This window comes from Synechococcus sp. CBW1107 (genome assembly GCF_015841355.1).
Lineage (GTDB): Bacteria > Cyanobacteriota > Cyanobacteriia > PCC-6307 > Cyanobiaceae > Regnicoccus_A.
On sequence record NZ_CP064908.1, the window covers coordinates 406,415 to 430,770 of the forward strand.

Here is a 24,356-nt window from a genome sequence, read left to right on the forward strand (position 1 = left end):
GTCACAGACCGGCCCACCCATTGCCACAGCTGAAATCTGAGGGAGGTGAGCCGTCAGCCCCGGCTACGCCGGGGCTGATCCTCCTGAGTTACACCACTTGCTGGGACGCCGCTTGCAACTCACTCCACTGGGTCGCGAGAAGTTGGTTCAAGCAGCCCTTGGCCTCACCAGCGCCCAGGCACAGCGAGTGTTCTCCAAGGCGATCGTGCGCGATGGCCTGCTCAATGACCAGGACATCGATCTGGTGACGGAGGAGAAGAAGCAGATCATCCGCGAAAGCCAGGCCCTTGAGTTCTATGCCGCCAGCGAAAGCCCCGCCGATCTAGGAGGCTGCGAAGTGCTGAAGGATTGGTTGCGGCTCAGGGAGCGAGCATTCAGCCAGGAAGCTCGCGACTATGGCCTGCCATCACCACGTGGCATGGCCCTGATCGGTATCCCTGGTACCGGAAAAAGCCTCACCGCCAAGATGATCGGCGGCCTCTGGCACCTGCCGCTGCTGCGACTTGATGTGGGCTCCCTGTTCGGGTCATTGGTTGGGGAATCAGAGCAACGCACCCGTCAGGCGTTGCAGATGGCTGAAACCGTTTCGCCCTGCATCCTCTGGATCGATGAGATGGAGAAGGCCTTCGCAACAGGCGGCCTTGATGGTGGCACCAGCACCAGGGTGTTCGGCACCATCCTCACCTGGATGCAGGAGAAGACCGCCCCTTGCTTCGTGGTAGCGACCGCCAACGACATCAGCAGCCTGCCGCCGGAGCTGCTGCGGCGCGGCCGTTTCGATGAGATCTTCTTCCTTGATCTCCCCACACTCTCCGAACGCCGCGAAATCCTCTCCGTGCATCTGCGCAAACGCCAGCGCATTATTCACGACTTTGATCTCGATGGCCTCTCCCGCCTCTCGGAGGGCTACGTGGGTGCTGAGATCGAGCAGGCGATTGTTGATGCGATGTACATCGGCTTCAACCAGGAGCGCGAGTTCAACTCCGATGACATCTCCCGTTCCCTCGATCGCCAGGTGCCGCTCTCGGTCTCGCAGCGGGAGCGCATCGGAGCCCTGCGGGCCTGGTTGCAGGAAGGCCGGGCCCAGTCGGCCTCGTTCCGCGAGAGCTTCGATGCGGTGCAGCAGTTCGTGCCGCTCGACATCCGCCAGCCCTGAGCACTTCCGCCCAGCGACACTACCCCCCAGCTGCCATTCCGATGCTGCGACGCTTTCGCCACTGGCTCTCGCGCTTTGCCGATCAGCCACCCCAGCCGCACGAAGCTCCAGGCCATAACAATGCCGCAGCGCTGCAGCACAAAGAGCTCAACCAAGAGCGTACCCTGCGACTGGCGGCGGAGAGTGAGCTGCAGAAACTGCGGCTCGACCTCCAACAAGCCGAGCAACGGCTGGCTCAACTCCAGGCTGATCTCCAACGCCAAGACCATCAGCAGCACGATGTACTCAGCGAGTCGCTCAACGCCCACCTCGAGGAGTTACTGAGGCCCCTGGCAACGCCATTTGCTCAGCTTCTCACCCAGCAGCATCTGATTGAGCAGCAGGGTAAAGAACTGAGCACCAAGGATCTGCTTGCCACCAGCCGCCGCCTCTGGGAGGGACTCGCACCAGCTGGACTGGAAGCAGTGGAGAGCATCGGATCAGTGGTGGCCTTCGATCCAGATCGTCATCAGCCACTCAGCCAGGCCACGAGCCTCATCAATGGAGAATCAGTGAGGGTGAGGATTCCGGGAATCACATTCAGGGGGCGAATTCTCAAGACTGCCGCAGTGGAGGATATCGCTCTTGACGATGCCAGTGTTGTAGCTACAACGGCTTGATGATGAACCCTTCTGCTCGCTCTCCGCTAAATCCTACCCAGATCAAGCGATATGGTTCCCGCTTGCGTGGGGAGCAGTTCAGGCCGCTGCTCCCCCGGCGCTGGCAGCAGAAGCGGGCAATTCGAAAGCTGGCAAATGATGGCACACCAGATGCTGTGGCTGCTTTGGCTGAAGGCATTGCAGCAAGCCTTCTCCCCAGCACCACGATTTTTGAGGCCGTAGTTGCTCCTCTGGCTCATATGGCAGCAGAGCTACATTCGCCTTTTGGCGAGCTGGTGGCTTCCCTCGTAAATAAGATTGTAGCGAAGTACTCCACAAGTAATACACTTCATAGGGGTGCAATTGCTGCTCTGGATAAGTTGGCTCACCAGCTAGATTCCCCTGCAAGCATTGATCTGCTTTGCCGTCATTGGATTGAATGCGGAGATGCTGAGGATGAATTGGCCAGACTGCTTGTGAATGCCGGCCATGCACCATCTGATGCTGCCAGTCGAGCACTGTTTTGGATGTTAAGCGGCCAATTGCAGAGATATGAACAGCTGGATCTCGACAGCACTCTCCTGGCCGAGGCCATGGCTACTGCTAGCCCGGCAGTGCGCAAACGGCTAGCGACCGTGTCGGCGAAGACGGGAAGGACTCAATGGCTAAGAGCGATGCTGAAAACCAAGCAGCCTCATGCCTTCAGCGATGACGACTGGGCCACATCGGTGAAGGTACTTAAGCAAGCTGGGGATCTTGAAGCCATTTGGAAGTGGGCATTTATGGCACCACCAATATATGGGCGGCTGTTGGTTCAAGCGATCCCGGCGGGAATACCACCACCAGCTCGTTATGGAGAAATTCCTATTGCAGAACTGCTGAGTCTTTCACGGCATCTCCCAGAACAAGCAGACTGGATCGAATTAGAACCAGTTGTTTGCACAGATTACTTACAAGGACATGAGCAGAATGTGATGTTGTTAGCCTGGTCGCCGGATGGGCTCTGCCTCGCTTCTTGTAGTTCCGACAAGACCATCCGTTTGTGGGACCCAGTCAAAGGAGTCTGTACTAGAACCTTCAAGGGGCATTCCATTCCTGTTTCATCGATAGCCTGGTCACCAAATGGGCTCCGTCTTGCTTCCATAGCTAATCGGGGGAAATGGATCAGATTGTGGGACCCATACAGTGGCGTCTGCACTAATACTCTCAAGGGGCATTCCTCAGGTATATTAACACATGCATGGTCGCCTAATGGCCGCATTCTAGCTTCTGGAAGCATAGATAAGACTATTCGATTATGGGATCCGGCCCTCGGCGCATGCGCCCATACTCTCGAGGGTCATACTAAGTCGGTGAATTCAGTTGCTTGGTCGCCTGATGGTCGCAGCATTGCTTCCACCAGCATTGAGTCAACCATACGTTTGTGGAATCCATATACAGGCAAATGCACGCACATCCTCCAGGGACATAAGGGATCGGTGAACAAGATCGCCTGGTCTCCGGATGGACGCTTCCTTGCCTCTAATGCCTTTGATGGTAAAAGGATTCACATATGGAACCCACTTACAGGAACCTGCTTCCATATCCTTCAGGGTCATGCTGGTTCGGTAAATTCGATTGCTTGGTCTCCTGATGGACGTTGGCTCGCCTCGTGTAGCACTGATAAGACGATCAGGTTGTGGGATCCACGCACAGGTGAATGCTGTAATACGATAAGTGATAATAAATACAATGTAAAGTCAATTTCGTGGTCTCCTGATGGGCGCTATCTGACTTCCATTGAACATGATTATGGAAAGTCACAAGTAGGCGACTGGGGATATTCATGGGGGCACTCGGAATACTGTGCCAAGCTATATAGGACTGCAGGGTGGACAGCGGTCAGCGAAATGTATCTCGGTTCTAATTCAGATGAATCATTTACATGGTCTCCTTCTGGCCGCTGCCTAGCCACTGCAAGCGGAGAAACTATTAAACTGTGGAAAAATAAAATAGAGAACCTAATATTTTATCCACTCATGAGCTTCACGCCGAAGGATAGGGAGTTCTTGGCTGACAGTCAGAAAGATTTGGAGCATAATCCGCGTTGGTCAAGACCCTGGCTGGACTTTATTGTCGCAATATGCCATGTAATTAATCGCTTTGATGTCATTGTTGACGATTTGCCAATTTCTCTTGAGACTTCAAGTTTCGAAGTAGAAGTTGATGACTGAGCATAGTGCCTTTATTGGATAGCTTGGGGCCCTGATATCGTTATGCCCAGGCGACGAGGCCCTCCCGATCACCGGGCCATGGTCGCTCAGCCAGGTGACTGATCACTCTCCTTAACGGCTCTTCCTGAAGTCCCAAGGTCGCTGTTCATTGCTACCCGAGGTAGCGCCCCTCCGAGTGGTGTAACTCAGGAGGTCCTGTGACCCTCTCCGGAGGGTGAACAGGAGCAGTCAGGGGATGACTGCTTGGAAGCTGATTGCGCAGCTCCATTGATCCATTATGAACCCTGATCGCTGAATTGGCAACTCAGCGATCGATGTGTTCTGTGTAGATCGAGGTAGAAGCTGGTGCGCTTCAGCTGATGGTTGCAGCCGGCTGGGCGTTCGGATCTGCATCGGTGAGCTCCAAGGGCTCTTCTGGCTCTGGGATCTTGGCCATGGTGGCCTCAGAGAAGAAGCGGCGACGCTCCAGCTGCCATTCCTCCTGCTGCTCCAGCAGCTGGCTGCCCACCAGGCGCACGATCGCTGGATCATTGGGGAAGATGCCGACCACGTTGGTGCGGCGTTTGATCTCCTTGTTGAGGCGCTCGAGCGGGTTGGTGCTCCAGACCTTGCGCCAGTGCTCCTGGGGGAAGTGCAGGAAGGCCAGCACGTCGTCCCGGGCGGCTTCCATCACGGGCACGGCGCCGGGGAACTGCTTGCGCAGCATCTCGGTGACCCGCTGCCAGTGGGCGCGCACCTGATCTGGAGCCTGGATCACGAACACCGCTTTCATGGCAGCGGCCACCATGTCCTGGCCGGCCTTGGGCACATGGCTCAGCAGGTTGCGCAGGAAGTGCACCCGGCACCTCTGCCAGCTACTGCCCTGGAACATCCGCTTGATCGCTGCCGTCAGGCCCAGGTGGGCATCCGAGATCACCAGGCGGGTGCCGTCGAGGCCACGCTCCTTGAGTGAGCCCAGGAACTGACGCCAGAAGCCCTCCGCCTCGCTGTCGCCCACGGCAATGCCGAGAACTTCGCGGTAGCCGAGGGCATTGATGCCGATCGCCACCACCACCGCCCGCGACACCACCTGCATATTTCGGCCCAGGCGGCCGTGGAGGTAGGTGGCGTCGAGGTAGACGTAGGGAAAGCGGGCATGGTCAAGCGGCCGGCCCAGAAAGGCTTTCACCTGCTCATCGAGCCCCTGGCAGATGCGGCTCACCTCCGATTTGGAGATGCCGCTGGCCCCGCCCAGCGCCTCCACCAGGGCGTCGACCTTGCGGGTGGAGATCCCGCCGGTGTAGGCCTCCATCACCACGGCGTAGAGCGCCTTGTCCACCCGGCGGCGTGGCTCCAGCCAGCTGGGAAAGAAGCTGCCCTGCCGCAACCTGGGAATGGCCAGGCTGAGGTCGCCCACCTGGGTGGTGAGCAGCCGCTCCCGGTAGCCGTTGCGATGGGTGGAGCGCTGATCGGGGCAGCGCTCATGGAGTTGAGCGCCCGTGAGGGCAGAAACCTCGGCTTCCAGCAGGTCCTGGAAACCCCGGCGCACGATCTCTGGGATCAGGGCGCCAGCGGTGGTGCCCTCCATGAGCTGGCTCAGCTCGGAGGCGCCACTATGGGTGAGGGTCATGGTCTGTGTTCGGTTTGGTGGTAGTTCTCCGAACAGGGTCACAGACCGGCCCACCCATTGCCACAGCTGAAATCTGAGGGAGGTGAGCCGTCAGCCCCGGCTACGCCGGGGCTGATCCTCCTGAGTTACACCACTTGCTGGGACGCCGCTCTACCCGAGCGCCATACCCCTCGCCGCCACATCTCAGCCTCTCGCTCGTCACCCAGTTAGCCCCCTCTGCCAGGAAAGATGACGCCTCTTCATCCCGACCATTTCAACCACCAGGGGGCCTGATGGAATCGATCGATGCGTCCTTACAGCGAGGCCGTCAAGGCTGATGTCCGCCGGCGGATGGGGCCACCTCATCGCCAGAGCGTGGCGGAGATTGCCCAGGAACTGGGGATCCACGTGATCACCCTCTACGCTTGGCGCAAGGGCTGGCGGCTGGAGGGAGAGGTGGTGCCGGCATCGCAGAAGGACCCTGAGGGCTGGAGCGCTGCTGACAAGTTCACGGTGGTGCTGGAGACCGCTGGGCTGAACGCCACCGAGCTCAGCGCCTATTGCCGGGAGCGGGGTCTGTACCCGGAGCAGGTGGAGCGCTGGCGGCAGGCATCGCAGGATGCCAACGAGAAGCCGGTACTGACGCTGAAAGAACAGAGGGAGCTGGAGAAGCTCCGCGCCCAGGACCAGCGCGAGATCAAACGGCTCCAGAAGGAACTGCGCAAGAAGGAGAAGGCCCTGGCAGAAGCGGCGGCGCTGCTGCTGGTCACAAAAAAGATGCAGGCCCTCTGGGGAGAGGCCGAGGAGGACTGACCTCCGCGGCTGATCGCCGGAGGGCACTGGAGATCCTCGATGACGCTGTGGCCGCAGGGGCTACAGCGGCGCGGGTGGCGGAGCGCATGGCCATCAGCCTGCGCACCCTGCAGCGCTGGCGGCGTCAGTTCGCGGGTGATGGGGACGGTGGGGACCGCCGTAAAGGCAGCGCCCGCCACGTGGCCCATCGGCTGAGCCAGCAGGAGCGGCAGCAGATCCTTGCGGTCTGCAACAAGCCGCAGTACGCCTCGCTGCCGCCGGCGCAGATCGTGCCCGCCCTGGCCGACCAGGGTGAGTTCGTGGCCTCCGAGAGCAGCTTCTACCGCGTGCTCCACGCCCACCAGCAGGTACAGCACCGCGGACGGGCCAGACCGCCACAGGAGGCGCGTCCGGTGCCCAGGCGGCGTGCTGATGGGCCCAATCAGCTCTGGAGCTGGGACATCACCCTACCTGCCCACCAGCGTGCGGGGCATATGGCTCTACCTCTACCTGGTGGTCGACGTCTGGAGCCGCAAGATCGTCGCCTGGGACGTCCACGAGCGCGAGGATGCCCAGCTGGCCGCGGATCTGATCAGCAGGGCCTGCATCAGGGAGCGCATCAGCAAGCAGCGCCAGCGCCGGTTGATCCTGCACGCCGACAACGGCAGCGCCATGCGCGCCGCCACGCTGGAGGTGCGGCTGGAGGAGCTGGGGGTACTGCGCTCCTTCTCCAGGCCACGGGTGTCGAACGACAACCCCTACTCCGAGGCGCTGTTCCGCACGGCCAAATACCGGCCCGACTACCCCAGTCGGCCCTTTACCAGCAAGGAAGAGGCCTGCCAGTGGGCGGCGGCATTCGTGCACTGGTACGTGCATGAACACCGCCACAGCGCCATCCGGTTCGTGACCCCGCAGCAGCGGCACAACGGTCAGGCCCCGGCCATCTGCCACCAGCGCACGCTGGTCTATGAGCAGGCCAGAGAGCACCATCCCAGGCGTTGGTCACGATCCGTGCGCTGCTGGCAACAACCCGCCGTTGTCTGGATCAATGAACCGCCTGATGACACAACAGCCGAGGAGGAGTTACTCTTTCATCAGGTGGCCTGAATAGGCGCCAACCGGCGACATCTTTCCTGAAAGTCACCGACCACCCTGGCCTGGGCTTACCCAGTTCTTGCATTTATCATGCAACTCCAACTACTCAGCACGCCATTTAATCGCGACTACATCCCAAGCGAACACACGCGGCTGACTACCAACTTTGCCAACTTATCCCAGCATCCAGCTACACGCATCGAGCAGATTGAGAAGACGCTGGGATTGATCAACGAACGCTTCAACAAGAACCTGGGAACATTCGGCGAGCACAACGAACCTCGCCATCGAATCACCCTTGATGTGATCACAGTTATCGCCAAGCCAGGCCCATCGGCATCTGGAGGGTTTCCTATTTCGGAGATGCTTAGATGCCGCATTCATGATCAACAACGGCAGAGATGGTTGCAGGGGCCCATCGGCTTTTGCTATTCCTCTTTCGTACGCGACTACGACTTCAATGTTCTGCTGCCGCGAATTCGCAACGGAGAAGCCAGCCAACAAGAAGTCAGCAGCTTCGGAGATCTTCACGGAGTTCTGTATCAGCTTCAATTTTCTCACCTCTACTCTCAAGGCGTTCTGAAAGAACCAGCCCTGATCGCCATCAGCGTGGCCCATCAGCATCGCTATCAAAGCACGACAGCAACGATTGATGGTCTTGGAATGATCTATGCCCCTCAGGGAGAAGAGTCAATCACATCTCGCTATTTTGGCCGCATGGGACTTGACGTGAATTACGCCCTGGCACCCGGCTCAAAAGCTCCACTAGCCATTTATCATCAACCAAACGATCTCCAGAGCCGATCAAAGCTGCAGCTGTGTGCTCTTGTTGCAGTCATGGACACGTTTCAACGCATCTATCGGCCAGAGATTTATGCCAGTCACTCAATCCCAGATGACACGTTCGTCGCAGATCTCAACAACCAAGACTACGAGCCTGCTCCAATCTTATATGACCGATCCGAGCGTGACCAGGTGCATGCGCCCAGGCAGGCGCAGTATGCCTTTGATCAATTTCTCATGCCCTGGGCCTCCGAGCTTAATGAACTCCTGCAGGATCACCATGCCCTACTGGCATCGCGTCCACCCGTCTTTCCCTGAACGCCCCCGGAGTACGGAGCTACTGTGCGACTCTGATCTTAAGGGCACCTCGAAAAATCGTAAGACCGCTTGATAACGTCCAGATTTAGATTATACTAGGCCATACCGATTACATACTTTCTATGGGCCAGCGAGGTTTCTGGGACGGTATCCGTTCAGGGGGCGTGACAGCTCGCGGCGAACATCGGCCCTGCTGAACCCTTGACGACAGCTTGATTTCCGGTTGCATCTCAGGTAGAGACCCGCCTGTGATGACCGCACATCCGGCTGGAATTCCAGAAGCCGACTGGCTGGAAACTCCCGCCAGCGTCAGAGCGCTGATCAACGCCCAGCAGCAGGAGATCGAGCTGTTGCGCGGCCAACTCACCTCCTTGGCCACCGAGTTGGCAAACCTGCGTGAGCGGATCGGACGCAGCTCTCGCAACTCATCCAAACCTCCCTCCAGTGATGGTCTGGGTTTTAAGCCGCCAGAACGGCGCAAGGGCAGTGGCCGCAAGCGGGGCGGCCAGCAGGGCCATCCCGGATCCGGACCAGAGCTGCTGTCGATCGAGCGGGTGGATCAGGTGGTGGATCACCACCCTGATGCCTGCCGCCGCTGTGGCACCTTGCTCCAGGGAGAGGATCTCGATCCCCTGCGCCATCAGGTGATCGAGATCCCGCCGATTACCCCGCTGGTGATCGAGCACCGGCTGCATCGCCTGGTCTGCCCCTGCTGTTCCACCAGCACCTGCGCCTCGTTGCCGGCGGATGTGGAGGCCAGTCACTACGGCCCAAGGCTCAGTGCACTGGTGGGCCTGCTGGGCAGTGCCTTTCCGTTGAGTTTCAGCAAGACCCAGGCCCTGCTCCAGCAGCTGGTAGGAGTGGAGATGAGCCGCGGCGCGATTGGACGGGTCCGCCAGCGCTTGAGTGCAGCACTGGAGCAGCCCATGCAGGAGGCCCTTGCTTTTGCCCGCGTGCAGCCGGTGGCCTACGTAGATGAAACTGGCGCCCCCACCGGCAATGCCGACGGCAACAATCCCACTGGAAAGCGGGGCTGGCAGTGGGTCATGGTCACCGCCGTGGTGACGGTATTTGTGCAAGGGCTGAGTCGATCGACGACCGCTGCCATCGAGCTGCTGGGGAACGCCTTTGGCGGGATTGTGGTGAGCGATCGCTTCTCGGCCTACAACCACCTGCCCACCAAGCAGCGCCAGCTGTGCTGGGCGCACCTGATCCGCGACCTGACGGCCATCGCCGAACGCCCGGGCGCCAGCGCTGAATTCGGAGCCCAGCTGCTGGGCCTGCAGCAGCAGCTGTTTGGCCACTGGCACCGCTACAAGGAGGGAAAGATTGACTGGCCCGCCTTGCAGCAAAGCTGCCGGCCGATCCGCCAGACCTTTGAGACCACGCTGCAGCGGGTAGTAGAGCTCGGCTACCAGCGCGGCGAGCGAACGCCTTGGGCCAGCACAGTGCGCACGTGCCAGCAGCTCCAGAAGGTGACAGGTGGGTTGTGGACCTTCCTGGAGAACGAGGGAATAGAGCCCACCAACAACGCCGCAGAACGTGCCCTGCGCCAATCGGTGATTCAGCGCAAGATCAGTCAAGGAGTCCAATCCCGCCAAGGTGCGATCTGCCGGAGCCGCCTGCTCACGGTCACCACTACCCTCAGGCAACAGGGGCGGGATGTCTGGGAGTTCCTGGAGCAGGCCTGGATCGCCCATCACCGCGATGGGGTGATGCCGTCACTGCTGAGCGATCCCTGAAGGCAGAAGAAAGGACAAGGAAGAGTCTCTGATCGCTCAGCGGTGAGCGATCAGGCTTGCATTCGTGCGGTGGGGCGTCCCGACCCCTGAACGCATACCTGGGACGAACAACAAAGAGTTGCAAAGCTCCAAGAGAAGAAGCCGGTTCTGATCCGTCTCGCAGAATCGATTCCCTGGGAATCTTTCCGCCCTTTGCTTGACAAGGGCTATAGCCAGGAGCGCAAAAGCAATGCTGGACGCAAGAGAATCGACCCACTGATTCTTTTCAAGATGCTGGTGCTCCAGCAGCTATTTAATTTAAGTGATGAAGAGATCGAATTCCAAGTAAATGACCGTCGCTCCTTCGAGGGGTTTGTTGGTCTTGGGGTGATGAATGACATACCAGATGCCACCACAGTCGCCTTCTTCAGAGAGCGACTGCGCAAGGCGGGAGTTATCGAGGAACTCTTTGAGATGTTTGAGGAATACCTGCGCTCTCAGGGTCTCCAAGCCCGGGGTGGTCAGATCATTGACGCGACTCTCGTCCCTGTTCCCAAGCAACGCAATACCCGCGAGGAGAACAAGGAAATCAAAGCCGGAAGGCTGCCAGAGGGCTGGGATGAAAACCTAGACCGCTTGCAGCAAAAGGATTTAGACGCTCGCTGGACACAAAAGAACGGCCTCAGTTACTACGGTTACAAGAACAGTATTTGCATCGATGTCGACCATGGATTCATACGCCGATATGCTGTCACTCCTGCCAATATCCACGACAGCCAGATGCTTCCACTTCTGCTTGATCCAGAAAACGAGCATGACTATGTCTGGGCAGACTCAGCATATTCCGGCGAATGCTTTGATGCTCTTCTGAGTCTCGGTGGCTTCGAAAGCCTGATCCACGAAAAAGGCGCTCGCAATCATCCGCTTAGCGACGCAGCCAAGGAATTAAATCGTCTTAAGTCGTCGATCAGAGCTTGTGTCGAGCATGTCTTTGGCTGCATGACCATGTCCATGGGTGGAAAGCTGACAAGAAAGATTGGGCTAGAAAGGAACGAGGCTTGGTGGGGTCTCAAGAACCTAACATTTAATTTACTGCGCTATCTCCAGCGCTCTGCCCACGTAGTAGTGGTTGCATGAGTCACTCATAGAAGTGATACGGTTCAGTGAAACTCGTCAATAGTTGATATAATGCTTTCTTGCGTAGCCGCCTCCATGGCGGCATTTTTATGTCCGCAAGATTTCCTATTTGTGCTGATTATTCGAGGTGCCCTTAACGATGTAGGTCATCAATCTCGCTAGCTGCACCCGAGGTCGTCCATTTCATTCGGGAGTGATGGCCGTAAAGATGCTGGCTATAACCTCTGTAGATAATGGCTCGATCTTGTCAACGGCAAGCTGCTGCCAAATAAAGCACGGGATTCTGAATGTAGAGCGTGAGAAGCAACAATGAACAAAGGATAGCAAACGTGAATAGATCCCAATAGAGTTTACGGAGTAACAAATGAAAGTCGACAAGAGTTCAGCATCGCCTAGCAAAAAAATGATTGCCATGCAGGCCATCTATCGAGGAGGTCTTGCAAGATCGTACAATCGTTACCATTCGCAGGAATCAGGACACCAGCTTCAAGTATCTCCTGCATATGGTCTTGGCCAAGCCAGAGGTCGGTGAACTGCCGGAGGGTCACAATGGATGGATGCCCCGCCGACTTCCCGTCATAGGGATCATCGCCGTACGAATGGACCATCATATCGGCCAGATTCTTGACCAGGACATCAGTGAACTGACCCATAAACAGTGGATCGCATTCTTTGACAGACATGCACTCTTTGGCCAGCTACTTGACCGGCTTGGCCTATCGTCTGACCTGAGAACCCTGGCCCAGTGGAGTTCAGATCCTCATCGGTACTTCTACAGAAATGTCTGGCTGCGTGGGCACTGGCAGTGGTTGCGCATCTTGGAGGAGAACCCGGGACTGACGACATTGACCGTCAGCTTGGCTGATATTGTCGCGGCAATAGAAGCGGACAAGACCGCCTCAGGATAAGAACGGAAACTAGTTGAAGTCTATAAGGTAACTATATAAGCTAGTGCACCACTCACCAAACTCGAGTGGTTTGGATGGGTAGCCGATTACGGCAATCGTTCTCGGCTGCCCCAGCCTTAGCAAGCGCAGAAGAGTAATGAGCCGCCCACTCAGCAAAATGTACTTGTAGGATTTGAAGAACTGAATATACCTAGCTCATACCTAGTTAGGATTCCGGATCGCTTACATCGCGCCCCCCCCTTGGCTTTGAACTTGGCGGTTCCAGCGCGGCGTTGACTCATCGCTTGGAGCCCCTTTCAAGGTCAGTGCCCAGCCTCATAGGTTAAAGGTGAAGTGCTCTCCAGAAAAAACAGACCAGCTCAGGGAAGGGTGTCCCGCCTCCCATTAAGGACAGCGTAACTTATATTCATCGGCGAGTCTTATGAACTCAATGTGCTCCTTGGTGTATACTTTCGGCCCAAAGTATGGGTTTACGAGAAAAGTGCTGAGGGCTTGCCATGTGTTGCGGTCACTTGGCTTTATGAGCTCGCCATTGAGAGACTCATAGGGTGGGATCTCTAGAGCCCTCTGGATTAGGTCGTTTCGCAATGAATTGCATTTACTCAAAGTGTTGTCCTTTATAACTATGGAGGGTGGCGTTAGCGGGCCCTGCTCGCTGTAAATAATGCCGATTGCGAGTAAAGATGCCATGCCTGCTGCTACCCCGATGGCCACTTGAGTTTTATTGAGGCGTGAATTCACATCAGCGCTTATTTTCTCTTCTTGGGTAAATGCCTTCTTGTTGAGTGGCTGGTCACTTAATCTATTTATCTGTTTCGCTTCCTCTGTTATTTGCGCTTGGCTCGTCGTGGTTTGCTCAAGAGATAGCTGAGGAGGCTCTTCAATCATTCCGCTCAATAGCTGTCCTATCTTTTTGACCACAACGGGAAGATAGCTGCGGGCTAATTCCTGCAGCAACGCATCGCGCTGTACTGCCCCGCCTCCACGTTTCACAATATTCTGCAAAGACTTGAACGATGACCTCGTAACTACGTCAAGCATGGGTAGCAGTAGTTCATCTTCTGCTAACTGATCTCGCAAGAAAGCTTGGATATGCTGGTTGGTTGGACTGCCTATGCGGATGTAAGCGCCTAGGCGAGCGCCAATTTCTATGTAGCTCACCACGGTGATGAATTGCGAAGCGTGTGGCCACTGTTGGCCAGCTTCGGGCGGCAGGTGGAGAACCCGAACTGGGGGATGGTTGATGGGGCTAAGGGATTAATCGGCAATGTCATATGCATTAAGTACTACGCTGAGAATCTCACAGTAGCTTACTGCAGTTGTTGATTCATGGGCCACCTGAGCTGGGTGCCTTTTACTGGACAGTGTTAGCCCCCCGTCATCGTTAACTTTGGGCGGGAGGAACAGGGTTGGGCAAATGTAGACCTCATGGGGAGTTCTGCCTCCCAGTGCGCTGTGGAGCCTTCGATGGCAGTACCTCCCCAGACTGGGGACCAAGCTGATCTCCGCTTCCTAGCCATCGCTGTAGGCACCAATCTGCTCCACTTCATACTTGAAGGTCCGCCACAGCCTCCCTACCTTGATCTTTTCATTGCATCGCCAACGGCCTGACCAACGATCCTCCACCTCTTCTGAGCCGAGGCCCTTGGCAACCCTGTTGAATGAACACTGACAGCTCAAAGTCCAGCGGGGTGTAGGTACCGGATGCCTGCTTGATGATGTAGCTCATCACCCCCACAGGCTCTGTAATCAGCCTGACGTCAATCGTGCGGTCACGATCCAGGGCACGAATGGCCGTGCGGAAGTGGCCATTGAATTCAAGGTTCAGTTCACCAACGCTGTCGTGTTGGGCAGGTGGTTGCGGGATCAGCAGGTGTGTGTGAAATCGGCCAGCTTCAGAGCTGCGCTCATGGCTGAAGTACAGCGGTGGTGCCTGAGCCACCCTGGTTTGCTGGATGCGGTTGTAGCCCCACACGCGCTTGAGCATGACGTTCTTGAAGTGCCTGGCCTCCCGGGTAACGTCGGCATAATCCCGCTGTTGAGGGGACCAGTGCCAAGTGATGATGTACTTGAGCTGGACGCCATGGCGCAGCTCCAGCAGCAGGTGACTAAGCAGGGAGAAGGCCTCGGGGGTGTAGCTCTGCCAGTGATACTCCAGCTCTTGAAGACGGCCAGGGGGAAGGCTGAGGTGCTCGAGTGCGGCCTTGACGCCTGAGTATTCGCGGGCAGCTGCACTGGTTGGAATTGGACAGGGGGATGTGATCATGGCGATTTAATGCGAAGGGAATGTGATGCGGTTGTTGAGTGAAGCGGGTTGGCCTTGATGATGCTCTGAATTATTCCGCTATGTGTATATGTTCAACTGGTTGAGACAGACGGCGAGTCGGCGCTGAGGACACTCTGGTTATTAAACTATTTATAAAAGTTCAGCGAGACGAGCGAACGTGGGAGGGCATTCCCTCAGAGATACTGCACATTGCTTCATCGGCCATGCATGACTGGAGCATTCGATCTTTGGGAGTCGAGGAATTCCCGTGTGTGTAGATACTGTTTAACTAGCAGGCATGATTCCTCACGGCCGCTGGTTGCTCTTCAGGGGGATGCGTCCTTTCTGGCCAGCCCTCTTAACTGGTCAAAAATCCTGGACTTGATTGCGGTTATGTGTGCTGTGGTATGGCTTGAGTTGCTGAATGCGGGGTATCGGAGAAGGTTCAGGTGCTGAAGAGAAGTACGGCTTGAATCAGGGTGTTGGCTGGTTTAGGTGTTGGGGAGATGTTGATGTGCGATGTCGCGCGAGGCGGTGTCAGCACATCTCCAGAATATAGCAGATAGGATCCAGAATCAAGATGACTGGTTATCAGGCCTTGTTTCCAGAATGTTATCCAGGGTTTCGCAGATGCTGCCCTGTTTGCTGCTGACTTGATCGGGTTGGCTTGCGCACCAGGGCTGGTTTGCTGTCGTAACTCCTCATCCGATTGTCCGGGTGTGCAAATGATCCCCGTGAGGCTTCCCCCCTTCCTCCATTCCCCTTTTGGCTGATATCCCCGTGCTGGACTGGGCTTTGGTGGGGGTAACAAGGGAGGAATTTGTTTCTCCCTTTTCCCCCCTTCGCCCGGACACAGCAGAAGGGAGCGCGCAGGATTCCTCAGCATGCGCGGCCGCACAAGGGCTCACGCGAGCTGGCCCGCCACGGAGATGTGACACCCGGGGAACTTCTGCAGGGCCGAAGTTCTGGGCCAGCCCTTGCTGCTGGCCGCGCTGGTGCTTCGGGTCCTGCGCTGCTGCCCGATGGGTACCACCAAAATCTCAACCCGCTCTCGTGCCACCTCCAGGTCGAAATCCGGGCATTCTGTTCTGGCAACCCCAGCTGAGAAGCTGGTGGAGTCCCTGATCCAACTGCTCGAGTCCGGCACCGCACCCTGGAGGCGTGAGTGGGATTCCAGTGGTGGTGGTCACCACGTCAACCTGCTCTCTGGCCATCGTTACCGGGGCGCCAACCCGATCCTGCTCACGCTGGGGATGCACCTGCGGGGATCGGCACTGCCCTACTGGTGCGGGTTCGCTGAGGCGAAGGCGCTGGGGATCTTCCCTCGCAAGGGTAGCCAGGGGATCCGGATCCTCAGGCCCCAGGTCAACCACTCAGGTCCCGTGGGGTCGGATACGTCGGCCCCCTCGGATGCGCCAACTGGATCCAGCTGTGTAGGCGGTACTCCTGCAGAGCGGACTTGGGTCAGTTTCCGCCCCGTGGTGGTCTTCAACGCGGCTGATCTCGATGGAGATGGCCTGGGGGATCTGATCTCAGAGCGGCAGCGGGAGGCGGGGTTGATCGCCAAGCCTGAACCGGAACGCCTCGCTGCTGCGGAAGCCGTGCTCAGTGGCTGGGCGGTTCCTGTTTCCTACGGAGGGGAGCGTGCCTGTTACTTCCCCCAGATCGATCGGATCCAGCTTCCCGAGCGCCAGGCATTCCACTCAGCTGCAGGTTTCTATGCCACTTTGGCGCATGAAGCAATCCACTCCACCGGTCACCCCAGCCGGCTCAAGCGAGATCTGAGGGGTCGTATGGGCTCGATGGCCTATGCCCGCGAGGAACTAGTGGCGGAGCTCGGGGCAGTGCTCCTGGGTGACCGGTTGGAGATCGGCAGTGCGATGGAGAACCACGCTGCCTACCTGGGGCACTGGATCAATCTCCTCAAGGAAAACCCGCAGGTGCTGTTCCATGTGCTGGGTGAGGCCAGGCGGGCGGTTGATCTGATTTCGCCGGAAGCGAAGCCAGAAAGCACAGAACCTGACTGAATGCGATTGGTGACGGGGCTACGGCCCTCTTCAGTCTGCATGGCCTCGCTCAAGGGGTTCCCAAGCTGACCTGCAGCCAGCCCTTGACCGGGCCACGCGTCAACCGAGGGCCCTTTGCCCTCTTGGCCATGACCGTCTATCCCACTGACTCACTGCAGTTGGCCGCCACGATTGAGGCCTGGGAGGTGGAATGCTCCTGCGGCTGGCTTGAGCCTGCGCCTGTTGCTCTCCAGGGTGAGCTTTCACTGCCATCCGTGAACGATCCCGCCTTGATTGGCTCGGCTTGGGACAGCTGGTCCACTCACCCCTACCGCTGGCGTCCCCGGCAGTGGTGTAAATCCCCAGGGCCTCAGCCCGGCGTAGCCGGGCTGAGCGTCCGCACCTCAGGCGATCGGCTCCACGGCTGACGTTGCAAGGGGTGGGCAGGCCCGTTTCCCTGGTTTGAGAACCACCTCAACCAGACAGACCATGCCCAAGACCCATGCTGCCGTACCTGAGCTGGCCTCGCTACTCGATGGCAGCAGTGCCGGGGAGCTGATCCCTGAACTGGCACGCCACGGCCTGCAGCAGCTGATCGAGCTGGAGCTCGCTGCCTTCCTCGGTGCGGACTGGCACGAGCGCACCGAGGAGCGGCTCGGCCACCGCAACGGCTACCGGCCTCGCACCCTGACCACCCAGGTGGGGGATCTGGCACTGCAGATCCCGAAACTGCGCGCGGGCAGCTTCCTCCCCTCGATCCTCGAACCCCGCCGCCGGGTTGATCAGGCCCTGTACGCGGTGATCATGGAGGCTTACATCGGTGGGGTCTCGACCCGCAAGGTCGATGCCCTGGTGGCGGCGCTCGGCTCCCAGAGCGGCATCTCCAAGTCGCAGGTGAGTCGCATCTGTCAGGAGATCGACCAGCAGGTGCAGGCGTTTCTGAGCCGGCCCCTGGAGAGCAGCGGCTACGCCTACGTCTATCTCGATGCCACCTACCTCAAGGGGCGGCTGGGCAAGGCTCAGCAGGTCTGCTCCCGCGCTGTCGTCGTCGCCATGGGGGTGAACGAGGATGGTCGCCGGGAGTTGCTGGGCCTCAAGGTCGGCGACAGCGAGACCGAGAGCTTCTGGGCGGAGTTCATCGCCCATCTCAAAGAACGGGGCCTGGGTGGCGTCAGGCTGGTGATCTCTGACGCCCACACCGGCCTCACCAAGGCGATCCGCCGCCAGCTGCAGGGAAGCGTCTGGCAGCGCTGCCGCGTCCATTTCGCCCGCAACCTGCTGCAGTGCGTCCCCAAGGCTCACCAGGGCATGGTCACCGCCGCCCTGCGCAGCGTGTTCGCCCAGGAGAGCGCTGAGGAGATCGCGTCACGCTGGGACGATCTGGCCGCCTCGCTGGCGGAGCGCTTCCCCAAGGCCGCTGCGCTCATGCACGGCGCCAAGGAGGACGTGCTGGCTTTCCGGCCCTTCCCCAGGGACCACTGGCGCAAGATCTGGAGCACCAACCTGCTGGAGCGGGTCAACGAGGAAATCAAACGCCGCACCAGGGTCGTCGGCATCTTCCCCAACGACGCGTCGATCACCCGCCTGGTGGGCGCGGTACTGCTGGAGCAGCACGAGCACTGGCAGCTGGAGGGCCGGCGCATGTTCTCAGCCGAGAGCATGGCGACCATCCCGGAGCTGGATGCCATCCCTGCTCTCCAGGCCCTCAGCACCTGAGAGAGGCAGGACGCAGGCCCCAGGTGATCGAGGCTGCAGCGCCCCCAGAGGGCGCAGCGGCCTTGATCGCAGCCCGGGGGCCGGCCGCTGCCACCTCCAGGCCGCAGAAGTCACTCCAACTCACAACACATCCGCAAGCTGACGAAAGACTTGACAAGTCATTCGTCCTGATTCATCGTGATTGAATGAGGCGCATCTGCACCTCCGGAATGACAGCCCGTCATTCCACCCTGTTCACCCTCTGACTAGGGCATTCGGGCCTCGGGTTTTACACCACGCAAAGGGACGCGGCCCCCCTACCTGGAGCAGCAGCAGCTGGAGGAACTGCCGGGCTTTGACGCCCACGACCTCAACTGAGGCTCCAGCGAACTCGTTGATTAAGGCTGCGGTTTCATGGCCTCTGCGCAGGCCAGCGCTGACCGTAACCCGGCTTGCAGCTGTGTTCGTTGGCTGCGCTGTTGTGACTGCGGCCAGGTCGATCAAGGGCTGCGCAAGTGCCAATGGCCCCCTTGACGGACCTGGCACCGGGTTGGGCAGGCGTTGTCCTTGGCGCTCCTGCCATGAAATGCCGCACCCTCAAGATCACCTGCTGGTTCTGGCTGCAGCGCCACACGCGCTCGCTGCGCTGGTTCGTTGGTTTGGCCTGGCCCCTGCAGCAGTTCCCTCGCAAGCTCGCCATCGAGCTCGAACTGCGTCGCTGTGAGCGGAGCTGGGGGAAGCGGTGATGCCTGTGGGGGCTGAGGCCCCCTTCTTACAGACGAATCGTTCTGCTCGTTGCGCACCCCAACGCGTGGGCCTGCTGGTTGTCAGCGCCTGCGGTCATCGCTGCACCCGCTCGCGCCTGCTCGAGGTTTCGCTACGTCCGCTCGTGGCGCTGGTGGTTGTGGTGACCGGAGCGTTGTCGTTGCCTCTGGCGCTGTCTGTTCCCTGGGCCTGGGTTGGCGTCCTGACGGGAGGGACAGCCCTGAGTGGGTGATGAACGGCGATCGGCTGGTGGTGGCGTCGTGGCCATGGCTTGGTCTTCCCCCGATTGTCCCTACGCGGTGCTGCGGGGTGGGGGGCGCGTCCTGCGTCATCACCACGATGCGACCCCACTCAGACCGTGATCGCCTTGTTCATCAGTTCCTCTCCCTGGCTGATGCCCTGGCCCGCCAGTTCAGCCGCCGTTATCCAGATCTGCTGGAGCTTGCTGATGCCCAGGGCGTGGCCCGCCTTGAGCTGGTTCGGGCCTGCAGCCGCATCAAGGATCCCCTCACCGCCCCCGCCTACCTCAAGCGCTGCATTCAGGGTGCCCTGGCCCACTGGATCCGCGATCGGGCCTTGCTGGTCAGGCTGCCGAAGTCAGCCAGAAGTGAGGCCCCCTGGAAACACCAGAGCCTGGATCAGGTGCTGCCCGGTGGTGGTGGCAGCTGGCTCGATACCCTCCCCGCACCGGATCAGGCTTCAGGGCCAGAGACCGATGCTGGTGATCCGGGGCTGGAGGCCATGCTCGATCAGCTCACCGCCAGGGAAGCGGCCACCCTCAGGCTCACCGTCCTCCAGGGGCTCAGCCTCCGCCAGGCAGCCCAGCAGTTGGGGCTCAGTGCCATGAGCGTTCAGCGGGCCCAGAAGAAGGCTCTGGAAGCGCTCAGACAGCAAGTGTCGGCCTGAGGGCCTTGCGGGCCAGCTCCGTCGCCCTGGAGCTGGCCCGCTGATCACGTCAGCCTGCTGCTGGGCCTGGGTGGTCGGGTCGTCGCGGGGGAGGGCAAGCGTGGTCAGCGCAATGTCACTGGGCAGAAGGGTGGAACCAGCCGCTGGACAATGATAAAATCACCTTATATAAGGCGACTTTGTTCTTTAGGGCGTTTTGCGCTTCGGAGCTGCTTCGTCCCTGTCGGTGTCGGCAGGGCTTGCTTGCGCCACCCCTATCCCTTGGTAAGGGCGTAAGACCGTAAGAACGTAAGAAAAGCCCGGCCCCGAAAGGCCAGGCTGCTGACTCGGGCTTTGACGGGATACCCCCGACAAGCGCAGCCGTCTGCTTCTGTCGAAGGCAGGGTGCTCAGGCCGGTGCTTCTGGCGGACTGGTATCCGCGCTGGAAGCCGACTCCGCATCGGTCTCGGGCGGATCCAGATCAAGACCCGGGGTGCTCCAGGGGATGATGCTGCAACGCTTGGAGCCAGCCCCGGGGAAGTGCACGGGATCCTTGGGGTTAGTGACCTCGGGGAGATCCCGAAGACGTTCTTTGTGGCCACCGTCGCGCCATTTAGTGCCCTTGTAGACGGCTTTGATGCCCGGGCTGCTGTTGGCAACCAGTAGGCCTTGATCACGATCCACCTTGAGGCCATTGGCCCCGAGCAGGTCCTCGTCGGCCTGACGGGGTTCATGAGCGTTGCGGACGCGGCCAACCAGTTGGGCGAGCGTGAAGCCACCTCCGCGGGCGGGCCGAGTCCCGAGGAGGTGATCCAGGCAGTCGTAAGACTCCTGCAGGGCCGATGGTGCCTCGTCGTCGTCGGGATCCCAGCTCCACTGCTGCTCTTCCAGCCAGGCCGTGGCCCGATCCACCTCGATGGGTTGAGTGCCGATCAGCGAATATGCCCCGGCCAGCAAGGTGCCGTGGGTCTGCGCGAAGCGGGAGGACTGGGTGTCCCCCACCTTGGCGCGGACGGCCTCTGTGAACACCTCGATGTTGTGGAGCAAGGCGTGGAGATTCGACACCGTGCGGCGCATGATCCGGTTCCCCAGCTCTGGTGTCACCAACTTCTGGCGCTCCTGCTCCAGCTGAACCCACTCCTCCTGGGGGATTTGCCGCCGGCGAACCGTGACCATCCGCGACGCGTCAGCCGCGTTGACGAGGGGGCCATTGATGCAGAACAACGCCACCGATGAACGGCACGGGTAAGTGGTCCCAGCGCCGTTGCCAGAACCCAGGGCCGTGGGCGTGCCATCAAAGCTCTGGCGGACCAGCATCAGGTGATTCTTCCGCAGCTGGGGATTCTCGGCCTCGGATTCATCGATGCAGATCGGCACGGTGTCGCACCCGAGGAGTTGACGAACACCAGCCATGGTCGGGGCGCTGAGGTCCAGCCCAGATCCGGCCTGGAGGGGCTTGATGAAGTTGTTCTTCTGATCGCTTTTGCCTGAGGAGAACCGGGAGGTGACTTGAAGCCCCGGTCGACAGGGAATGGCAGCAGCCACGTTGCTGATCACCGCGAACCCAGCCACATAGAGATGGTCGGCCGGGCCGGCCCAGCCCGTGCGCTTGCTGATGTCGATCAGCAAGCGACCGTCCTCATCGGTGCTGGGCTGGACCAGGGGATCGATCCCTAGTGCCGGGCGTAGCTCATAGGTGAACGCCGATTCCACGTCGATGATCGGGCAGAGCATCCCGTCAACCTCGAGGCGATCGCCGAGATGCCAGATCGTGCGGCCCTGGTCCCAGTAGACGCCTCGACCCCGAAGGGTTGATGGTTGAAACACTCCGGCAGTGTTGGCCTGAGCGATCAGATCTGCGTAAGCAGCAGTGCTGTCGAAGGCCGCTCTCGACTTCCCCACAGGCTTGTAGGCCTCTGACCAGTACGTTCGATCTGGGTCCAGCCCGAGGAAAAAGGTCGGCGTGGCAGAGGGTTTCGCTTTCCAGATCAGTCCCGTGGCACCCGAACGGAAATGGACCTGCTTCCCGTCGCTGTCCCAGCCGAGCACCTGGTAGGCGGGTATTCGCGGGGGTAATGGCTGGTCTTCGTCCTTGCTGCTCTCCGCACCCTGGTGATCGAGGACGCGGTAGTCGGCCTCGATGACTTCCTCCTCCTCGTTGGATTCCGTGGCGGCTGGCAGTCGGTGGTCCGGGTAGGGCCTGCCGGCCTTGGTTGGGGCCCGAAGGCCCCCCTCAAGGGATTCCGAGTTGCGGACCTCGGCGGAGCAGGAAGCCGAGACGCCTGTCAGTCGCCAGTCTTCGAGGTTGTCCGGGTTGAACCCGTTGATTTCGAAGGTCATGCCGCACCTCCTTTTGCCTTTCCAGAGGCACTGGTGCGGACCCGAACGGTCATTTGCCGTGTTTTGGCGTTCTCTCTCAAGACACGTTCCAGGGCCTCAGGCTTGTACCGGATTGGGGAATTGCGGTAGATGCCGAGCGACACCCAGTCCGTGCCAGGTTTGAGAATTTCTTTGTCTCGGTAAGACTGCAGCGTGTCTCGGGAGAGGCCCGTGTGGCAGCAGGCCTCCTGGGTGGAGACCCATTTCTTGGTGATCTTGGTGGTCATAAAAAAATTGTTGTAAAGGAATGAGACTTCATGGCCGATGTTCTCGGGGGGGGGCTTGGGCGGACCGAAGTCCGTGCCCGTCGCAACCCTCGAAGTTGAGCTTCAGCAGGTAGGGGTAAGGAGCAAAAACGCGTATTACTGACCTTGGCTGCCATTGTTAATGGGGATTTAACCAAATCCCGTCTTCGCCGCCTCCTGCAAAATTCGGCTCGCAAGCCGTTCAGGAGGGATGGGAAGCGCTAGTGCGTGAAATTTTTCTCCGCCCTCTGTCTGTCCTCCATGGCTTACCCCTACAACCTAGGAACCTCGCTCAGAGCAACCCGTCGCGGGCTCACTCCACTGGCTTCCTCACTGACGATTGGGCAGCCAGCGGCGCCATGACGGGGGTGGCTTCGTCATGGGCCTTCTGGCGTGCCATCCCCCGCTCTCGCTGGACCGCGGTCAGTTCCGCGAGGTAGCGCTTGGCATGTATGGATTCGCTGTGGCCCATGCTGGCCGCCTTCAGGGTCGTCGACCAGGTGGTGGTCTCCCGGGCCCTGATCGCCCAGGCATGGCGAAGGTCGTAGCACTTGCAGCGGCCCCTGATCGCTCGGGGCTGGGGCTGACCGGGGACGTGACGGGGCTGGTGATACCCGAACAGCTTGATGGGCAGCTCCCTGTCCTCTCGGCCCCTGTTGCGCAGCCAGTGGACGACGACACGACCGAGCTCGGTGTTGTTCCAGAACTGGAGGCCCCCGTCAGCGGAATCGGCCGTCTTGATCGGGTGGCGCCGCCGGAGCGCAGCCAACATGGCCTTCGAGCGGGGCAAGTCCATCAACCGGTAACGATCCAGCCACTCCACCGGCAAGGGCAACGCGAAACGGTGCCCGGTCTTGGTGGAGGAGCCACCCGATTCCTCGAACACACTGATTTCTATAAAGGTGGGGTTTTCCACGCCCTGACCTGGCAACCGCTCAATGTGCCAGACCTCATGGGGGCGTAACCCATAGGTGGCGATCATCGCCATCACCCATCCCCGGAGGGGGTCCACCGACTGCAGTTGATCCAACCAGGACTGGATATCGCTGGTGCGAGGGATGAAGCGCGGTGCAGGGGCTTTCGTGCGGCCTGCTGCCGACTTCAGGCCCTCGAGCTTGCTGCACAGGGCTGGGGTGGCGATGGCCACTCCTTTCTTGGCCAGGTACCTGACCATCTGGATGACACCGTAAAAACCGCTGGTGTTGTAGTTCCTTTGGATCAGCAGGGCCCTGGGGTCCGCCCGGTTGGCCTGGATCGAGGCGGGGGTATTCAGGCAGAACAGCTCGAGATGCTCGGTCCGCGCGATCTGTTCGTCAGGGAAGGACCGGCCGAAATATCCCTTGTTCGAGAAGCAGACGAAGGGGTTGCGATCCCTGGCTTTTGGGCCGCCAGGGGCAATGTCCGCCAGGATCAGCCGGCGAATTTCCCCCCAGGTCTGCCCGGAGGTCCCCGATGGCGTGCCGGATGAGCCCGAGAGCCGCGTCCAGTCGAGGCCATCGCCTCCTGCCTTCAGGTTTGTCTGGGCATCCAGCAGGAGCTGGGTCAGCGCGAACACCGACTCGTCATCGTCAGCGCTGAAGCCCTTCGCGGTCTGGGTCCTCCCTCCGCGCTGGGTCTCATAAACAGTGAGGTGGGGGCTCTCGCTGCGCACCCGGAACCGGTAGGGGCATCCCGCGAGACGCAGCCGCTCGAGCGATTGAACCAGGACGCTGCGCGCTCGCATCGTGGTGGACAGAGGACCGAACTGGACCCCTTCAGTCTGCCC

The 24,356-nt window shown here is 59.6% G+C and carries 17 protein-coding genes and 1 pseudogene; 12 read left to right on the forward strand and 6 right to left on the reverse strand.

Annotated features, from left to right (window positions below):
* Positions 1 to 112 precede the first annotated feature (112 nt).
* From I1E95_RS02130 to I1E95_RS02140, 3 genes are read left to right on the forward strand one after another with little or no spacing between them, the layout of a single operon-like run.
* Positions 113 to 1,156 (forward strand): AAA family ATPase, encoded by a 1,044-nt coding sequence (locus tag I1E95_RS02130; RefSeq protein WP_197165033.1) that lies wholly within the window; start codon positions 113 to 115, stop codon positions 1,154 to 1,156.
* 41 nt (positions 1,157 to 1,197) lie between these two features.
* A complete protein-coding gene (gene grpE / locus I1E95_RS02135; RefSeq protein ID WP_197165035.1) occupies positions 1,198 to 1,815 on the forward strand; it encodes a nucleotide exchange factor GrpE in 618 nt (205 codons plus the stop codon).
* Complete coding sequence (locus tag I1E95_RS02140) at positions 1,815 to 4,007, forward strand: WD40 repeat domain-containing protein (RefSeq protein ID WP_231594798.1); 2,193 nt, start codon at positions 1,815 to 1,817, stop codon at positions 4,005 to 4,007. The genes grpE and I1E95_RS02140 overlap by 1 nt, the downstream gene beginning before the upstream one ends.
* A gap of 352 nt (positions 4,008 to 4,359) precedes the next feature.
* Here I1E95_RS02140 and I1E95_RS02145 read toward each other — a convergent pair whose 3' ends face one another.
* Positions 4,360 to 5,616 carry an IS256 family transposase gene (locus tag I1E95_RS02145; RefSeq protein WP_197161565.1) on the reverse strand — a complete coding sequence of 419 codons (1,257 nt, stop codon included), beginning with the start codon at positions 5,614 to 5,616 and terminating at the stop codon, positions 4,360 to 4,362.
* Between the two features lie 285 nt (positions 5,617 to 5,901).
* Between I1E95_RS02145 and I1E95_RS17220 the strand changes: the two are divergent.
* The 5 genes and pseudogenes from I1E95_RS17220 to I1E95_RS02170 all read left to right on the forward strand — a co-directional run bounded on the left by I1E95_RS17220 (position 5,902) and on the right by I1E95_RS02170 (position 12,349).
* Positions 5,902 to 7,494: pseudogene (locus I1E95_RS17220) on the forward strand (IS3 family transposase).
* Between the two features lie 78 nt (positions 7,495 to 7,572).
* Positions 7,573 to 8,583, forward strand: a complete 1,011-nt coding sequence (locus tag I1E95_RS02155; RefSeq protein WP_197165039.1) for a putative oxygenase MesX — start codon at positions 7,573 to 7,575, stop codon at positions 8,581 to 8,583.
* 251 nt (positions 8,584 to 8,834) lie between these two features.
* The gene (locus I1E95_RS02160) at positions 8,835 to 10,325 is read left to right on the forward strand and encodes an IS66 family transposase (RefSeq protein WP_197161742.1); all 1,491 of its coding nucleotides are present in this window, start codon (positions 8,835 to 8,837) and stop codon (positions 10,323 to 10,325) included.
* 192 nt (positions 10,326 to 10,517) lie between these two features.
* The gene (locus I1E95_RS02165) at positions 10,518 to 11,441 is read left to right on the forward strand and encodes an IS5 family transposase (RefSeq protein ID WP_231594801.1); all 924 of its coding nucleotides are present in this window, start codon (positions 10,518 to 10,520) and stop codon (positions 11,439 to 11,441) included.
* A gap of 509 nt (positions 11,442 to 11,950) precedes the next feature.
* Positions 11,951 to 12,349 carry a hypothetical protein gene (locus tag I1E95_RS02170; RefSeq protein ID WP_197165041.1) on the forward strand — a complete coding sequence of 133 codons (399 nt, stop codon included), beginning with the start codon at positions 11,951 to 11,953 and terminating at the stop codon, positions 12,347 to 12,349.
* Positions 12,350 to 12,733: 384 nt separating this feature from the next.
* Here the strand turns inward: I1E95_RS02170 and I1E95_RS02175 are convergent, their stop codons facing one another.
* Positions 12,734 to 13,513, reverse strand: a complete 780-nt coding sequence (locus I1E95_RS02175; protein ID WP_197165043.1) for a hypothetical protein — start codon at positions 13,511 to 13,513, stop codon at positions 12,734 to 12,736.
* Positions 13,514 to 13,937: 424 nt separating this feature from the next.
* Positions 13,938 to 14,615, reverse strand: a complete 678-nt coding sequence (locus I1E95_RS02180) for a hypothetical protein (RefSeq protein WP_197165045.1) — start codon at positions 14,613 to 14,615, stop codon at positions 13,938 to 13,940.
* Between the two features lie 1,112 nt (positions 14,616 to 15,727).
* Between I1E95_RS02180 and I1E95_RS02185 the strand changes: the two genes are divergently transcribed.
* The 4 genes from I1E95_RS02185 to I1E95_RS02200 all read left to right on the forward strand — a co-directional run bounded on the left by I1E95_RS02185 (position 15,728) and on the right by I1E95_RS02200 (position 19,987).
* On the forward strand, positions 15,728 to 16,642 hold the full coding sequence (locus I1E95_RS02185; RefSeq protein ID WP_197165047.1) for an ArdC family protein: 915 nt from the start codon (positions 15,728 to 15,730) through the stop codon (positions 16,640 to 16,642).
* Between the two features lie 468 nt (positions 16,643 to 17,110).
* The gene (locus I1E95_RS02190) at positions 17,111 to 18,337 is read left to right on the forward strand and encodes an IS256 family transposase (protein WP_197164154.1); all 1,227 of its coding nucleotides are present in this window, start codon (positions 17,111 to 17,113) and stop codon (positions 18,335 to 18,337) included.
* A 560-nt stretch (positions 18,338 to 18,897) separates the two neighbouring features.
* Positions 18,898 to 19,062: a hypothetical protein gene (locus tag I1E95_RS02195; RefSeq protein WP_197165049.1), complete on the forward strand. Its 165-nt coding sequence runs from the start codon at positions 18,898 to 18,900 to the stop codon at positions 19,060 to 19,062.
* 358 nt (positions 19,063 to 19,420) lie between these two features.
* Entirely contained in the window at positions 19,421 to 19,987 is a 567-nt protein-coding gene (locus I1E95_RS02200) for a sigma-70 family RNA polymerase sigma factor (RefSeq protein WP_197165051.1), read from the forward strand.
* Positions 19,988 to 20,375: 388 nt separating this feature from the next.
* Here the strand turns inward: I1E95_RS02200 and I1E95_RS02205 are convergent, their stop codons facing one another.
* The 3 genes from I1E95_RS02205 to I1E95_RS02215 form a co-directional block, all read right to left on the reverse strand.
* Positions 20,376 to 22,307: a hypothetical protein gene (locus I1E95_RS02205; protein ID WP_197165053.1), complete on the reverse strand. Its 1,932-nt coding sequence runs from the start codon at positions 22,305 to 22,307 to the stop codon at positions 20,376 to 20,378.
* Complete coding sequence (locus tag I1E95_RS02210) at positions 22,304 to 22,573, reverse strand: hypothetical protein (RefSeq protein ID WP_197165055.1); 270 nt, start codon at positions 22,571 to 22,573, stop codon at positions 22,304 to 22,306. The genes I1E95_RS02205 and I1E95_RS02210 overlap by 4 nt, the downstream gene beginning before the upstream one ends.
* A 331-nt stretch (positions 22,574 to 22,904) precedes the next feature.
* Complete coding sequence (locus I1E95_RS02215; RefSeq protein WP_197165057.1) at positions 22,905 to 24,314, reverse strand: hypothetical protein; 1,410 nt, start codon at positions 24,312 to 24,314, stop codon at positions 22,905 to 22,907.
* Positions 24,315 to 24,356 lie beyond the last annotated feature (42 nt).